Below are 14,425 nucleotides of genomic sequence, written 5' to 3'. Positions count from 1 at the left end.
CCCCGCCCCCGCGCCCCCCCCGCCGGGGCCCCCCCCCGGGGCGCCCCCCCCCCGGGGGGGCCGGGGGGGCCGGCGGCCGGGGGGGGGGGGGCCCCCGCGGGGGGGGGCGGCCGCCCCGCCGCCCGGCGTGAAGGCGGCTCCCCCGTGCTGCGGCCTGCACCGTTCCTCAGGCGGCGATGAGTTCCCGGCCGATGTGGTGGGCCCAGGTCTGGATCCGCTCGGGGTTGCGGAAGTCGCCTCCCTTGCCCTGGCGGACCATCGCCCTGGCGATGAGACCGGGCGTGCCGTCGGTGATGCTGCCGCCGAAGGTCATGTGCTCGCGCGCGCCGAGCCGTTCCATCTGCCGTGCCACTGCCTTGACCGGCGGGATCTCGTGCTGCTCCGCGGAGCTGTCGACCGGCCCGCTGCTGAACAGCCAGACGGGGCGGTTCCTGAGGTACTGCTCGTTGCGTTCGGCGCAGCGCTTCGCCTTGCCGCTCCAGCGCCCGGCGTACAGGGCGCCGCCGAGCACGACGGCGTCGAAGCTGCGTACGTCGGCCACGTCGTCGGCGGGCAGGACGACGGCGTCGAGGCCGTCCTCGCGGAGGGTCCTGCCGATTTCCTCGGCGATCCCCGCCGTCGCACCGTGCCTGGTTCCGTAGGCGACCAGGACCCGCTTGGTGTTCATGACTCTCCCTCCGTGGCATCGCCACCGCCGCGTACGACGGGGATGCTCCGGCCGGTCCGGGCGGCCGGCAGGCGCCCCGGACGGTTTCCGGTTCCAATGTCGGGCGCCGGCGGTCGGCGGCGCTTGGGCCGGTCGGTCCCCGTCGGGGACCGACCGGGCTCCTCCCGCCCGCGCCGGCGGGGACTCGTCCTCCACCCCGGCGGGCACATCCTCGGCTCCACCTGGGCGAGCCTGACCCTGGAGGACGGCCACACCCTCGCCTTCAGCGGTGACCTCGGCCGGCCCGGCCACCCGCTCCTCCTGCCGCCCGAGCCGTTCTCGGGGGCCGACGTCCTCCTCATGGAATCCACGTACGGCGACCGCCGCCACGACCACGAGGGCGCACGGCGCGCATTCGCCTCCGTCGTCGCCCGCACCCTCGCCCGTGGCGGCACCGTGGTCGTCCCGGCCTTCGCGATCGACCGCACCGAGGTCGTCCTCCACGAACTGGCCGCCCTCCGCGCCGAGGGCACCCTCCCGCCCGGCGTACCGGTGTACGTCGACAGCCCCATGGCGCTGGCCGCCCTGGACGTCTACCGCGACGCCCTGCGCACCCGCTCCCCCGAGCTGCGCCCCGAGGTGGTGGCCCGCGGCGAGGCGGCACTCAGCCCCGAACCCTTCCTGGCCGCCTCTCCGCACACGCCGACGCCGGCCAGGTCGTCGACTGGCTGCGGGGCGCCCCCGCCCCGCACACCACCTACCTGGTCCACGGCGAGGAGGGCGCCTCCGCGGCCCTGCGGGACCGCATCGACCGGCAGTTGGGCTGGACGGCGGTCGTACCCCGGTCCGGCGAGGCCGTACTGGTCCGCTGACCCGGCCCCGGGAGGGCCCGCGTGTCAGCGGCGGACGCGGGGCATGCCCAGGCCGATCCACGAGATGATCTCGCGCTGGATCTCGTTGTTGCCGCCGCCGAACGTGAAGATGACGGCGGAGCGGTAGCCGCGTTCGAGTTCGCCGTGGAGGACCGCGCCGGCGGAGCCGTCCTTGAGGGGGCCGGCCGCGGCCACCACCTCCATCAGCCAGGCGTACGCGTCGCGGCGGGCCTCGGAGCCGTAGACCTTGACGGCCGAGGCGTCCTGGGGGGTGAGCGTGCCGTCCTGGACGGCGTTGACCATCTGCCAGTTGAGCAGCTTCATCGCGTCGAGGCGGGCGTGGGTGCGGGCCAGGCGGCCGCGGACCCAGCCGAGGTCGATGACGCGGCGGCCGTCGGCGAGCTTGGTCGCGGACGCCCAGCGCTGTACGTCGTGCAGGGCGCGGATGGCCATGGTGCCGTGGGCGGCGAGGGTGACCCGCTCGTGGTTGAGCTGGTTGGTGATCAGACGCCAGCCCTTGTTCTCCCGGCCGACCCGGCGCGAGGCGGGGACGCGGATGTCCTCGTAGTAGCTGGCGGTGGTGTCGTGCGAGGCGAGGGTGTTGATGAGGGTGCAGCTGTAGCCGGGGTCGCTGGTGGGGACCAGCAGCATGGTGATGCCCTTGTGGGCGGGGGCATCCGGGTCGGTGCGCACGGCGAGCCAGACCCAGTCGGCGATGTCGCCGTTGGTGGTCCAGATCTTCTGGCCGTTGACCACGTACGTGCCGGTCTCCTCGTCGCCCTCCCGTACCGCCTTGCACTTGAGGGCCGCGAGGTCGGTGCCGGCGTCCGGCTCGCTGTAGCCGATGGCGAAGTCGATCTCACCGGACAGGATGCGCGGCAGGAAGTACGCCTTCTGTTCCTCGGTGCCGAACTGCATGATCGTGGGGCCGACGGTGTTGAGCGCCATCAGCGGCAGCGGCACCACGGCCTGGGCGGCCTCGTCGAAGAAGATGAACTGGTCCATCGGGGACATGCCGCGGCCGCCGTACTCCTTCGGCCAGCCCACCCCGAGCCAGCCGTCGGTGCCCAGGCGGCGGATGGTTTCGCGGTAGAAGCGCTTCTGGGCGGCCGGGTCCTCGTAGCGGGCGTAGACGTCCTCGGGGACCAGCTCGGCGAAGTAGGCGCGCAGTTCGGCGCGCAGCCGCTGCTGCTCAGGCGTGTATTCGAGGTGCACGGCCCCTCCAGGAGTCTCCCGTGGCGAACTGTTCCGTCCACTGCGCGGCGCACAGACTAGAACCTGTTCCAGGATTCCGGAAGGGTCGTGACGTGCCGTCAGATCCGGGCGCGGGCCGGCACTCCGGCCCGGAGGGCGGTGATCAGGGCGGCGGCGGTGCGGACCATGGCGGCCCGGCCCTCGGAGAGGTACTTGCGGCTGTCCACCGCGCTGGGATGGGCGGTGAGGTACGCACGGATGGCGTCGGTCATGGCGAGGTTGAGGGCGGTGCCGATGTTGACCTTGCTGATGCCGCCGGCGACGGCGGCGGCGAGTTCGGCGTCGGGCAGGCCGGAGGAGCCGTGCAGGACCAGGGGCACGCTCAGCGCCGTGGAGAGCCGGGCCAGCAGGTCGTGGTCGAGGGCCGCCGTGCGGGTGGTCATGGCGTGGCTGGAGCCGACCGCGACGGCGAGGGCGTCCACACCGGAGGCCCCGACGAACTCGCGGGCCTCCTCGGGGTCGGTGCGGGCACCGGGGGCGTGCGGGTCGAGCGGGGCGGCACCGTTCTTGCCGCCCACCTCGCCCAGTTCCGCCTCGATCCAGAGGCCGTTGGCGTGCGCCCAGTCGGCGGCGGCGCGGGTGGCGGCCAGGTTCTCCGCGTACGGCAGGTGCGCCGCGTCGTACATGACGGAGCCGAACCCGGCGTCGGCGGCCTGGCGGAGCAGCTCGGGGCTCTTCACGTGGTCGAGGTGGAGGCCGACCGGCACGGTGGCGGCCGCCGCGGCCGCCGCGGCGGCCCGGGCCAGCGGGAGCACCCGGCCGTGCCGGTACTTGACGGCGTTCTCACTGATCTGGAGGACGACGGGCGAGCCGACGGCCTCGGCGCCGGTGACCACGGCCTCGGCGTGCTCCAGGGTGATGATGTTGAACGCGGCGACGGCACCGCCGGTCGCCGCGGCCTCCGCGACCAGGTCTCCGGTGTTGACCAGGGCCATCAGTGCTCATCCTCCAGGACGACGGAGCGGGTGAGGTGGCGCGGCCGGTCCGGGTCCAGGCCCCGCGCGGCGGCGACCGCGAGCGCGAGGCGCTGCGCGACGACCAGTCCGGCGAGCGGGTCGAGCGTGACGTTCACCCAGCGGGCGCCGGTGGCGCGCACCTGCTCCTCCAGCCCGTACGGCGCCTGGCCGAGCATCACGGTGGCGCCGCCGGAGGTGGTGACGCTGATCGGGCCGTGCCGGTATTCCATCGCCGGGTACGCCTCGGCCCAGGAGAGGGAGGCCTCGCGCATCTTGAGCGCCGCCTCCTCGGCGAGGCCGGTGGTCCAGCCGCGGCCGAGGAAGGTGAACTGGCCGCAGGCGGCGAGCCCGGGCGGGAGGGGCTCGGCGAGGGCGGTGCGGGCGTCCTCGACCAGCCATTCGGGGTTCAGGCCCAGGTGGGCGCGGAGCAGGGTGAGGGCCGTGGTGGCGAAGCGGGTCTGGACGACGGAGGACTCGTCGGCGAAGTCGAGTACGACGAGGTCGTCGGCCAGGTCGACGACGGGGGTGCCCGCGTCCCCGATCACGGCGGTGGTGCGGGTGGTGCCCCGCACCCGGGCCAGGAGGTCCAGCACCTCGGTGGTGGTGCCGGAGCGGGTCAGGGCGACCACCCGGTCGTAGCTCCGGCCGACGGGGAACTCGGAGGCGGGGAAGGCGTCCGTCTCCCCCAGCCCGGCGCGCTCGCGCAGCACGGCGGCGGCCTTGGCCATGTAGTAGGAGGTGCCGCAGCCGGTGATCGCGACGCGCTCGCCGGGGGCCGGGAGGCGGTCGCGGTGGCCGGGCGCGAGGTCGGCGGCGCGCTGCCAGCACTCGGGCTGGGTGGCCAGTTCACGGGCGGCGTGGCTGGTGGTCGCGGCGTGGCCGGCGGCGGTGCGGCCGGGGGCGGCGACGCTCGCGCCGGCCGCCGGGCGGCGGGCGCCCTTGGTTTCCGTACTGCTGGTTCCTGCGCTCACGTCTGCGCTCATTCCTGACGGACTCCTTCGAGATGCTCGTTCTTGCAAGTTAGCGCGTGGTTTCGAGCAACTTCAAGCATCTGGCCGCGTTATTGTCGGGATAGGGTGCAGGCGGTACGGCCGGACGCCGTCCCAAGACTCGTCCCCCGAGAGGTTGGGAGCCGCCTCCATGTCCCGCGACGCGCGCTGGAAGACACTGCTGGACCTGCTCGTGGAGCGGGGGCGCCTCGACGTGGAGGCCGCCGCGGAGGCCCTCGGGGTGTCCGCGGCCACGATCCGGCGGGACTTCGACCAGCTCGCGGAGCAGCAGTTGCTGGTCCGCACCCGCGGCGGTGCGGTGCTCCACGGGGTCTCGTACGAACTCCCCCTGCGCTACCGCGGCTCGCGGCGGGCCGCCGAGAAGCAGCGGATCAGCGCGGCGGTCGCGGAGCTGGTCGCGCCCGGCGAGGTGGTGGGCCTGACGGGCGGTACGACGACCACGGAGGTGGCCCGCGCGCTCGCCGCCCGCCCGGAGCTGGCCGAGGGCTCCCCCGCGCTCACGGTGGTGACCAATGCCCTCAACATCGCCGCCGAGCTGGCCATCCGCCCCCAGTTCAAGATCGTGGTGACCGGCGGGGTCGCCCGTCCGCAGACGTACGAGCTGATCGGCCCGCTCGCGGACGGCGTCCTGGGGCAGATCACCCTGGACACCGCGCTGGTCGGCGTGGACGCCTTCGACCCCGAGCACGGCACCGCCGCGCACGACCAGGACGAGGCGGCCATCAACCGGCTGCTGTGCGAGCGGGCCCGGCGGGTCGTGGTGGTGACGGACTCCAGCAAGCTCGGCCGGCGGGCCTTCGCCGCCATGTGCCCCACGGAGCGGGTGGACGTGCTGGTCACGGACGCGGCCGTGCCGGCGGAGACGGCGGAGCGGTTCCGCGAGGCGGGCGTCGAGGTGATCGCCGTCTGACCGGCGAGCCGCCGGACCGGCGGCCGGACCGGCGGCCCGACCACTCCGGCCGCCCCGGCCGCCCCGCCCGGAAGGGGGCGCACCACTCCCCGACCGTCGGTGTGATGCGCGCCACCGCCCGGCCGGTCCGGGTCCGGACGTACACGACCATGAGCGGATGGACGCCCACTTCCTCGCGATCGACGACCTGGCCGAAGTCCCGACCGTGGCGGTCGTGGTCGACGTCATGCGGGCCTTCACGGTGGCCGCCTGGGCCTTCGCCCGGGGGGCGGAGAAGATCGTTCTTGCCGAGTCGCTGGACGAGGCCCTGGAACTGAAGGCCCGCCACCCGGCCTGGGTGGCCCTCAAGGACGGTCCGCCCTCGGCCGGTTTCGACCACGTCAACTCGCCGGGACTGCTGCGGTCCGCCGACCTCGGCGGACGCACGCTCGTGCAGAAGACCACCGCAGGGACGGTCGGCGCCCTCGCAGTGAAGGAGGCGTCGCTGGTGCTGTGCGCCTCGTTCGCGGTGGCGGAGGCGACGGCCCGGCTCCTGCGGTCACGCGGGGGCGACAGCATCACGTTCGTGGTCACCGGCGAGGACGGGCGCGCCGAGGAGGATCTGGCGTGCGCCCAGTACATCGCCCGGCGGGCCACCGGGGCCCGGACGGACGCCGCCCCGTTCCTCCACCGCGCCCGCACGTCGCGCGCCGCCGCCGAGCTGGCGGAGGGCGTGCGCCGGGGCGTGCATCCCGACGACGTCGCCCTGTGCCTGGAGCTGGACCGGTTCCCGTTCGCCATGGTGGCGTCCCCGGAGGACTCGCTGATGGTCCTCCGCCCGCACTCCGCGCCCTCGCCGGCCCCCGGCGCATCGGTCTGACCGCTCCAGCGCATCACGGCCCCGAACGCGCCGAGGGCCCCGGAACCGGTTCCGGGGCCCTTCGCGTCCCAGAACGCGGTTCTGCGGCGCGGACGCGGCCGGTCCGTCTGAACCCCCGTACGAGACGGCGCCGGGTGTCACCTCGCGTCTTCCTAGAGGATGGATCAAGCCCCCGACCAGGAACAACGCCAAAAGCTGCAACAATCGGTCACCCAGGATTACCGATAGGAGACACGGTGCTGGAGCGCCACGAGATGGACGCCTTCCTCGTGCTGTCCGAGGAGCTGCACTTCGGCCGCGCCGCGGACCGGCTCCTGGTCTCACGCGCCCACATCAGCCAGACGATCAAGAAGCTGGAGCGGCGGATCGGCGCCCCGCTCTTCCTGCGCACCAGCCGCACGGTGGCCCTGACCCCGCTCGGCCGGCAGCTCCTGGACGACCTGGCCCCGCACCACCGGGCGATCCTGGAGGCGGTGCGCCGGGCCATCGCCACCGCGCACGGGACCACCGGCACGCTCCGCGTGGGCTTCGTCGGCGCCCTCTGGGGACAGATCTTCGTCTGCGCCGCCGACCACTTCCGCACCACGCACCCCGACTGCGAGGTGCGGCTGTCGGACGTGCCCTTCGGCGTCGCGCAGGACCCGGTGCGCGAGGGGGAGCTGGACCTGATCAACGCGAGCTTCCCGGTCCGCGAGGACGACGTGGTCACGAGCGAGCCCCTGGTGCGCGAGCCGCGGCTGCTGGCCGTCTCGGCACGGCACCCGCTGGCCGCGCGGCCGGAGGTGACCCACGCCGAGATGGCCCGGGTGACGATGCTGAGCACGCCGACGATGCCGGACTACTGGGCGCGGGAGCGGACGCTCCGGGAGGAGGCCGACGAGGAGCCGCCGCCCCCGCCCGGGCCGCGGATCGCGTCGCTCCAGGAGGGGCTGGCACTGATCGCGGCCGGCAAGGGGGCCTTCCCGGTGGGCGCCCAGGTGACGCGCTTCTACCAGCGCTCGGACATCGCGTACGTACCGATCGTGGACGCCCCGCCGCTGGAGTGGGGGCTGGTCTGGCGGGCGGGCGCCGAGACGCCTCTGCTCCGGGCCTTCATGGGGGCGGTGGAGTACGTGGTCGAGCGGTACGAGCGCGCCGGCGGCGCGGCGGCGGACGGCGGCCGGCCCGCACCCCAGTCGATGGCCTGACGCCGGGCGGTCCCGGAACGCCGCGGCACCGAGCGGCCCGGACGGCGGCCCCCTCGCTCAGCGCGACGTGGACAGGTTCCCGGCCTCCCGCCGCAGCGCGTCCAGCACCGGGCGCAGCAGCGGGTGGGCCTCGGCGCCGCGCCGGGTGGCCGCGAAGACGCGGCGGGTGGCGGCGGGGCCGGTGACGGGGCGGACCACGGTGTCCTTGAGCTCCATGCCGCGCAGCGCGGAGCGGGGTACGAGCGCGACGCCGGCGCCCGCGCCCGCGAGGGCGACCACGGCCCGGAAGTCGTCGGAGGAGTGGGCCAGCCGGGGCTGGAAACCGGCCTGTTCGCAGGCGGTGACCATCACGTCGTGGCAGGGATTGCCCGGGTAGGGGCTGATCCAGTCGCTGTCGGCCAGCTCGGCGAGGGCGACGGCGGGGTGGATGCTCAGCGGGTGCGAGGCCGGCAGGACGGCGTCGAACGGCTCTGCGTACAGCGGTACGAGGGACAGCCGGCCGTCGTCGGGGGCCGGGCCGCCCCTGTACTCCACGGCCAGGGCCAGGTCGGCCTCGCCGTCGAGCAGCAGGGGGAGGCTCTGGTCGCCTTCGGCGTCGCGCACCCGGACGCGTATGCCGGGGCACTCGTGGGCGAGCCGGGCGATGGCGGGGGCCAGCACCTCGGCGATGCCGCTGGCGAAGGCGGCGACGGTGACCTCGCCGGCCGCACCGCCGGCGTAGGCGGCGAGTTCGGCTTCGGCGCGCTCCAGCTGGGCCTGGACCTCGTGGGCGTGGGCGAGGAGGATCTCGCCGGCCGCGGTCAGGCGTACGCCGCGGCCGCTGCGGGAGAGCAGGGCGTGGCCGGTCTCCTGTTCCAGCGCGGCGAGCTGCTGGGAGACGGCGGACGGGGTCAGGTAGAGCGCGGCTGCCGCAGCGGTCACCGTGCGGTGGTCCGCCACGGCGCGCAGGATGCGCAGCCGCCGTGGGTCGATCACTCCGCCATTGTGACAGGCGGGACGCGGGGGTCCGTACCCCCGCGTCCCGCCTGCGGTTCCGGAGGGACACGCCGGCCCGGTCGGGCCGGCGGTGTCCGGCGGGCGCGGCCCGGGGGTCTCCCGGGCCGGGCCCGTGATCAGCCCTGGAGGGCGGCGCGGGCGTCGGTGAAGGCGGCGACGGCGCGCTCGACGTCCTCGGTCGAGTGGGCCGCGGACAGCTGCACGCGGATGCGGGCCTGGCCCATCGGCACGACCGGGTACGAGAAGCCGATCACGTACACGCCGCGCTCCAGCAGGAGCTCCGCCATGCGGGCGGCCTCGGCGGCGTCGCCGATCATCACCGGGGCGATGGCGTGGTCGCCGGGCAGGATCTCGAAGCCGGCCTCGGTCATCCTGGTGCGGAACAGCTTGGTGTTGTCCGCCAGCCGCTCGCGCAGGTCGCCGGCGGACTCCAGCAGGTCGAGGACCTTGAGGGAAGCGGCGGCGATGACCGGGGCGAGGGAGTTGGAGAACAGGTACGGGCGCGAGCGCTGGCGCAGCAGCTCGACGATCTCGGTGCGGGCGGCGACGTAGCCGCCGGAGGCGCCGCCGAGGGCCTTGCCGAGGGTGCCGGTGATGATGTCGACCCGGTCCATGACGCCGTGCAGCTCGGGGGTGCCCCGGCCGCCGGCGCCGACGAAGCCCACCGCGTGGGAGTCGTCGACCATGACCATGGCGTCGTAGCGGTCGGCCAGGTCGCAGATCTCGGTGAGCGGCGCGACGTAGCCGTCCATCGAGAAGACGCCGTCGGTGACGATCAGCTTGCGGCGGGCGCCGCCCTCGACGGCGGCCTTGAGCTGGGCCTCCAGGTCGGCCATGTCGCGGTTGGCGTAGCGGAAGCGGCGGGCCTTGGAGAGGCGGATGCCGTCGATGATCGACGCGTGGTTGAGGGCGTCGGAGATCACCGCGTCCTCGGCGCCGAGGAGGGTCTCGAAGACGCCGCCGTTGGCGTCGAAGCAGGAGGAGTAGAGGATCGTGTCCTCCTGGCCGAGGAAGCCGGAGAGACGGGCCTCCAGCTCCTTGTGGACCTCCTGGGTGCCGCAGATGAAACGGACGGACGCCATGCCGTAGCCCCAGCGGTCCAGGGCGTCCTTGGCGGCGGCGACGACCTCGGGGTGGTCGGCGAGGCCGAGGTAGTTGTTGGCGCAGAAGTTCAGCACCTCACCGGGCGCGCCGCCGGCGGTGACGGCGACGGAGGCGCTCTGCGGGGTGCCGATGACGCGCTCGGGCTTGTGCAGGCCGGCGTCGCGGATCTCGTCGAGGGTGCTGCGGAGGTCGGCGCGTACGGACTCGAACATGCGGCTCTGGGCTCCTTGTGCGGCGGAGTGCGGCTGACTGGTGACGGCGGGGGGCCGGGTCCCGCGGGAGGGGGAGGGTCGGGCGGGACCCGGCCGGGGAGGGTGGTCCGAGGAGGTCCGGACCGCTTACGCGGTCCAGTCCAGGATGATCTTGCCGCTGCGGGCCGTGGCGGCCTCGTCGAAGGCGGCCTCGAAGTCCTGGTAGGCGTACTTGCCGGTGATCACGGGGGTGAGGTCGAGGCCGCCCTCCAGGAGGACGGTCATCGCGTACCAGGTCTCGAACATCTCGCGCCCGTAGATGCCCTTGATGGTGATCATCGAGGTGACGACCTTCGCCCAGTCGACCGGGAACTCCTGCGCCGGCAGGCCCAGCATGGCGATGCGGCCGCCGTGGGTCATGTTGTCGATCATGTCGCGCATGGCCTCGCCGCGGCCGGACATCTCCAGGCCGATGTCGAAGCCCTCGCGCAGGCCCAGCTGCCGCTGCGCGTCGGCGATGGAGGACTCGGCCACGTTCACGGCGAGTGTGGCGCCGGCCTTGCGGGCCAGTTCCAGCCGCTCGGGGCTCACGTCGGTGATGACGACGTTGCGGGCGCCGGCGTGCTTGGCGACGGCCGCGGCCATGATGCCGATCGGGCCCGCGCCGGTGATCAGCACGTCCTCGCCGACCAGCGGGAAGGACAGCGCGGTGTGCACGGCGTTGCCGAACGGGTCGAAGATCGCGGCCACGTCGAGGTCGACCCGGGTGCGGTGCACCCACACGTTGGAGGCCGGCAGGGCGACGTACTCGGCGAAGGCGCCGTCGCGGCCGACGCCCAGGCCGATGGTGGAGCGGCACAGGTGGCGGCGGCCGGCCAGGCAGTTGCGGCACTTGCCGCACACGAGGTGGCCCTCGCCGCTCACGAGGTCGCCGACGGCGATGTCCCGCACGTCATGGCCGATCGCGGCGACCTCGCCGACGAACTCGTGGCCGAGGACCAGGGGCGTCTTGACCGCGCCCTGCGCCCAGCCGTCCCAGCTGCGGATGTGCAGGTCGGTGCCGCAGATGCCGGTGCGCAGCACCTTGATGAGCACGTCGCCGGGGCCGTACTCGGGCTCGGGCACGTCCATGAGCCAGAGTCCGGGTTCGGCCTTGTGCTTGACGAGTGCCTTCATGGGTGCGGCTCCATGCATGCGTGCGGGCGCGCGTCTGGTGGGGCGCGCGGTGCGGGTGTGACGCGATCGCGTGACGGGACCAATCTGCCGACAGGGGAAGGTTTCAGTCCATCGAGGATTTCTTAAGCGGGTCGACAGCAGAACTTCACGCCTATGCTCCGTACGTGACGTCGCCAGGGGTGGTTGGGGAGGAGAAGGACGTGCCGAGCCTGCGCAGCCGTGCGCTGTCCGCTGCATTGATGGCCTCGGGCCGTCGCAGGCGGTGGTCGAGCGCGGAGGCGGTACGTGAGGTGGTGGCGGCCAGCGCGCGCCGTCCGGCCTCCCACCTGCCCCCCAGGGCCCTGGGGCGGGTGGCCGAGCTGTCGCGGACGATCGTCGGCGCCTGGCCGGTGTACGACGCGGCGCCGCTGGGCGTGGAACCCACGGCCCGGGTGCTGTACCTGCACGGCGGGGGGTTCATCCACGAGCTGCGCCGGCAGCACTGGTCCCTGGTCCGCACGCTGGTGACGGAGGCGGGCGCGCAGTGCGTGGTGCCGGCGTACACGCTCGCGCCGCGGGGCACGGCGGACCGTACCGTGCCGGTCGCCGCGGACCTGCTGAGCGGGCTGATCGAGAGCGGCGGGGCCGGCGGCACCGTGCTGGTGGGCGACTCCGCGGGCGCGGGACTGGCCCTGGCTGCCGCGCAGCGCCTGCGGGAGCGGACCGGGGCGCAGCCGTCGCGGATTGTGCTGATCTCGCCCTGGCTCGACGTGTCGATGAGCCATCCCGGGCAGGCGGCGATAGAGGCCAGGGACCCGATGCTGGCACGGGCGGGGCTGCTGGAGGCGGGCCGGCTGTACGCGGGGACGCTGTCGGCGGCCGACCCGCGGGTGAGCCCGCTGCACGGCGACTTCGAGGGGCTGGCGCCGATGACGGTGTTCACCGGCACGAGGGACGTGCTGGGCACGGACGCCAGGGAGCTGGTGAACCGGGCCCGCGCGGCCGGCGTCGAGGTCGACCTCCACGAGGCCGAGGGCCTCCCGCACGTGTACCCGCTGCTCCCGGTCCCGGAGGGCCGCGAGGCCCGCCGCCGCCTGGTGGACCTGGTCCGCACCGCAGCCTGACGGCGCGGCAGCCGGCCGGCCGCCCCACCGCCGCCACGGCCTGCCGGGCTCGCCGACGCCGGCAACGCCGGCAACGGCGGCAGCGCCCGCGGCGCTCGGCCCCCTACGACCACGACGACCGCCCGCCGCGCCGCGCAGGGCGGCGGGGCGGGCGGTCGTGGGTGTACGGCTCCCCCCGGGGGGATCAGGCGTCGACGCCGCCGAAGCGGGCGCGGTACGCCTCCAGGTCCTCCTCCGCGATCTTCGCGAAGAGCACCGGCGGGACGGTGAATGGCGTGCCGGCCGGCACCGCGTCCAGGGCCTTGGCCTGCTCGGCGGTGACCCAGGTCGCGGTGTCGTCCGCGAGGGAGAACGCACCGCGCATGGCGGCGGCCGAGGCCGGGATGAAGGGCTCGGAGACCACCGCGTACAGGTGGATGAGGTTCATCGCGGTGCGCAGGGTCAGCGCGGCGCCCTCGGGGTCGGTCTTGATCTCCAGCCAGGGGGCCTTCTCCTCCAGGTAGGAGTTGCCCGCGGACCACAGGGCGCGCAGCGCCGCTGCGGCCTTGCGGAACTGGAGGGCCTCCAGGTGCTCCTCGTACTCGGCGAGCAGCCGGGCGATCTCCTCGCCGAGACGGGTCTCGGCCTCGCCGGCCGCGTTGCCGGCCGGGACCTCGTCGCCGAACCGCTTGCGCGAGAAGGACAGCACGCGGTTGACGAAGTTGCCGAGGGTGTCGGCCAGGTCCTTGTTGACGGTGGCGGTGAAGTGCTCCCACGTGAACGACGAGTCGTCGGACTCGGGGGCGTTGGCGATCAGGAAGTAGCGCCAGTAGTCGGCGGGCAGGATCTCCAGCGCCTGGTCGGTGAAGACACCGCGCTTCTGGGAGGTGGAGAACTTGCCGCCGTAGTACGTCAGCCAGTTGAAGCCCTTGACGACGTCGACCTTCTTCCACGGTTCGCGCACGCCCAGCTCGGTGGCGGGGAACATCACGGTGTGGAAGGGGACGTTGTCCTTGGCCATGAACTGCGTGTACCGGACCGACTCGTCGGCCTCGTACCACCAGGACTTCCAGTCGCGGGCCTCGCCGTCGCCGGCGGCGTCCGCCCACTCCTTGGTGGCGCCGATGTACTCGATCGGGGCGTCGAACCAGACGTAGAAGACCTTGCCCTCGGCGGCCAGCTCGGGCCAGGTGTCGGCCGGGACGGGCACGCCCCAGTCGAGGTCGCGGGTGATGGCGCGGTCGTGCAGGCCCTCCGTCAGCCACTTGCGGGCGATGGAGGAGGACAGCTGCGGCCACTGGTCCTCGTGGCGGGAGACCCAGTCCTCGACCTCGTGCTGGAGCTTGGACTGCAGCAGGAAGAGGTGCTTGGTCTCGCGGACCTCCAGCTCGGTGGAGCCGGAGATGGCGCTGCGCGGGTTCACCAGGTCGGTCGGGTCCAGCACACGGGTGCAGTTCTCGCACTGGTCGCCACGGGCCTTGTCGTAGCCGCAGTGCGGGCAGGTGCCCTCGACGTAGCGGTCCGGCAGGAAGCGGCCGTCGACGGGCGAGTAGACCTGGCGGATCGCCCGCTCCTCGATGAACCCGTTCGCGTGCAGCTGGCGGGCGAAGTGCTGGGTGATCTCGCGGTTCTGCTCCGAGGAGCTCCGGCCGAAGTGGTCGAAGGAGAGCCGGAAGCCCTCGTAGACGGCCTTCTGCGCGTCGTGGGCCTGGGCGCAGAACTCGGCGACCGACAGACCGGCCTCCTTGGCGGCCAGCTCGGCGGGGGTGCCGTGCTCGTCGGTGGCGCAGATGTACAGCACGTCGTGGCCGCGCTGGCGCAGGTACCGCGAGTAGACGTCAGCGGGAAGCATCGACCCGACCATGTTGCCCAGGTGCTTGATCCCGTTGATGTAGGGAAGCGCGCTGGTGACCAAGTGTCGAGCCATCCTGGGATGCTCCATTTCGCATAAGGGGGTGACGGGCCGTGTCGGGCGGCCGCCGCCATCGTAACCAACCCACCGGGTCACTCCGCCCGCGGTTTTACCCCTCGGACGTGCCCGGGGGCCCGCGGCGGGTGACCGGAGGCACGGCGGGGCGGGGTACGGGGACAGGTCCGCCCGGCACCGGCCCGCCCGGAAGCCGCCCGATCCGACGACGCGGAGGGCGGGCCGGGGGGACCGCGCGACCGGACGCGCGGGGCG

The 14,425-nt window shown here is 73.9% G+C and carries 13 protein-coding genes; 5 read left to right on the top strand and 8 right to left on the bottom strand.

From position 1 onward, the window contains the following. Positions 1–166: 166 nt before the first annotated feature. Positions 167–667: a flavodoxin domain-containing protein gene (locus tag ACIQUQ_RS03215; RefSeq protein ID WP_403970737.1), complete on the bottom strand. Its 501-nt coding sequence runs from the start codon at positions 665–667 to the stop codon at positions 167–169. A gap of 344 nt (positions 668–1,011) precedes the next feature. Between ACIQUQ_RS03215 and ACIQUQ_RS03210 the strand changes: the two genes are divergently transcribed. Then, a complete protein-coding gene (locus tag ACIQUQ_RS03210) occupies positions 1,012–1,518 on the top strand; it encodes an MBL fold metallo-hydrolase RNA specificity domain-containing protein (protein ID WP_403971784.1) in 507 nt (168 codons plus the stop codon). A 24-nt stretch (positions 1,519–1,542) separates the two neighbouring features. Here the strand turns inward: ACIQUQ_RS03210 and ACIQUQ_RS03205 are convergent, their stop codons facing one another. The 3 genes from ACIQUQ_RS03205 to ACIQUQ_RS03195 form a co-directional block, all read right to left on the bottom strand. Continuing rightward, a complete protein-coding gene (locus ACIQUQ_RS03205; RefSeq protein WP_403970734.1) occupies positions 1,543–2,733 on the bottom strand; it encodes an acyl-CoA dehydrogenase family protein in 1,191 nt (396 codons plus the stop codon). Between the two features lie 98 nt (positions 2,734–2,831). Next, the gene (locus tag ACIQUQ_RS03200; protein ID WP_403970731.1) at positions 2,832–3,707 is read right to left on the bottom strand and encodes a ketose-bisphosphate aldolase; all 876 of its coding nucleotides are present in this window, start codon (positions 3,705–3,707) and stop codon (positions 2,832–2,834) included. Continuing rightward, positions 3,707–4,711 (bottom strand): SIS domain-containing protein, encoded by a 1,005-nt coding sequence (locus ACIQUQ_RS03195; protein ID WP_403970728.1) that lies wholly within the window; start codon positions 4,709–4,711, stop codon positions 3,707–3,709. Before ACIQUQ_RS03195 ends, ACIQUQ_RS03200 begins: the two co-directional genes overlap by 1 nt. Before the next feature lie 157 nt (positions 4,712–4,868). Here ACIQUQ_RS03195 and ACIQUQ_RS03190 point away from each other — a divergent pair, with 157 nt between their 5' ends. From ACIQUQ_RS03190 to ACIQUQ_RS03180, 3 genes are all read left to right on the top strand, one after another. Further along, the gene (locus ACIQUQ_RS03190; protein WP_403669624.1) at positions 4,869–5,648 is read left to right on the top strand and encodes a DeoR/GlpR family DNA-binding transcription regulator; all 780 of its coding nucleotides are present in this window, start codon (positions 4,869–4,871) and stop codon (positions 5,646–5,648) included. 157 nt (positions 5,649–5,805) lie between these two features. Further along, complete coding sequence (locus ACIQUQ_RS03185) at positions 5,806–6,507, top strand: 2-phosphosulfolactate phosphatase (RefSeq protein WP_403970725.1); 702 nt, start codon at positions 5,806–5,808, stop codon at positions 6,505–6,507. A 236-nt stretch (positions 6,508–6,743) separates the two neighbouring features. Then, entirely contained in the window at positions 6,744–7,694 is a 951-nt protein-coding gene (locus ACIQUQ_RS03180; RefSeq protein ID WP_403970722.1) for a LysR family transcriptional regulator, read from the top strand. Positions 7,695–7,751: 57 nt separating this feature from the next. Here ACIQUQ_RS03180 and ACIQUQ_RS03175 read toward each other — a convergent pair whose 3' ends face one another. From ACIQUQ_RS03175 to tdh, 3 genes are all read right to left on the bottom strand, one after another. After that, positions 7,752–8,669 carry a LysR substrate-binding domain-containing protein gene (locus ACIQUQ_RS03175; protein ID WP_403970719.1) on the bottom strand — a complete coding sequence of 306 codons (918 nt, stop codon included), beginning with the start codon at positions 8,667–8,669 and terminating at the stop codon, positions 7,752–7,754. A gap of 137 nt (positions 8,670–8,806) precedes the next feature. Beyond that, complete coding sequence (locus tag ACIQUQ_RS03170; protein WP_403970716.1) at positions 8,807–10,006, bottom strand: glycine C-acetyltransferase; 1,200 nt, start codon at positions 10,004–10,006, stop codon at positions 8,807–8,809. Positions 10,007–10,132: 126 nt separating this feature from the next. Beyond that, positions 10,133–11,161 carry an L-threonine 3-dehydrogenase gene (tdh, locus tag ACIQUQ_RS03165; RefSeq protein ID WP_403970713.1) on the bottom strand — a complete coding sequence of 343 codons (1,029 nt, stop codon included), beginning with the start codon at positions 11,159–11,161 and terminating at the stop codon, positions 10,133–10,135. Between the two features lie 164 nt (positions 11,162–11,325). On the opposite strand from tdh, the gene ACIQUQ_RS03160 reads away from it, so the two are divergent. After that, positions 11,326–12,264: an alpha/beta hydrolase fold domain-containing protein gene (locus tag ACIQUQ_RS03160; protein WP_403970710.1), complete on the top strand. Its 939-nt coding sequence runs from the start codon at positions 11,326–11,328 to the stop codon at positions 12,262–12,264. 184 nt (positions 12,265–12,448) lie between these two features. Here the strand turns inward: ACIQUQ_RS03160 and metG are convergent, their stop codons facing one another. Further along, positions 12,449–14,170 carry a methionine--tRNA ligase gene (gene metG, locus ACIQUQ_RS03155; protein ID WP_403970707.1) on the bottom strand — a complete coding sequence of 574 codons (1,722 nt, stop codon included), beginning with the start codon at positions 14,168–14,170 and terminating at the stop codon, positions 12,449–12,451. Positions 14,171–14,425: the final 255 nt, after the last annotated feature.

The organism is Streptomyces sp. NPDC101118 (assembly GCF_044759445.1).
Taxonomy (GTDB): domain Bacteria; phylum Actinomycetota; class Actinomycetes; order Streptomycetales; family Streptomycetaceae; genus Streptomyces.
This window is presented reverse-complemented; position numbering and strand designations above follow the sequence as displayed.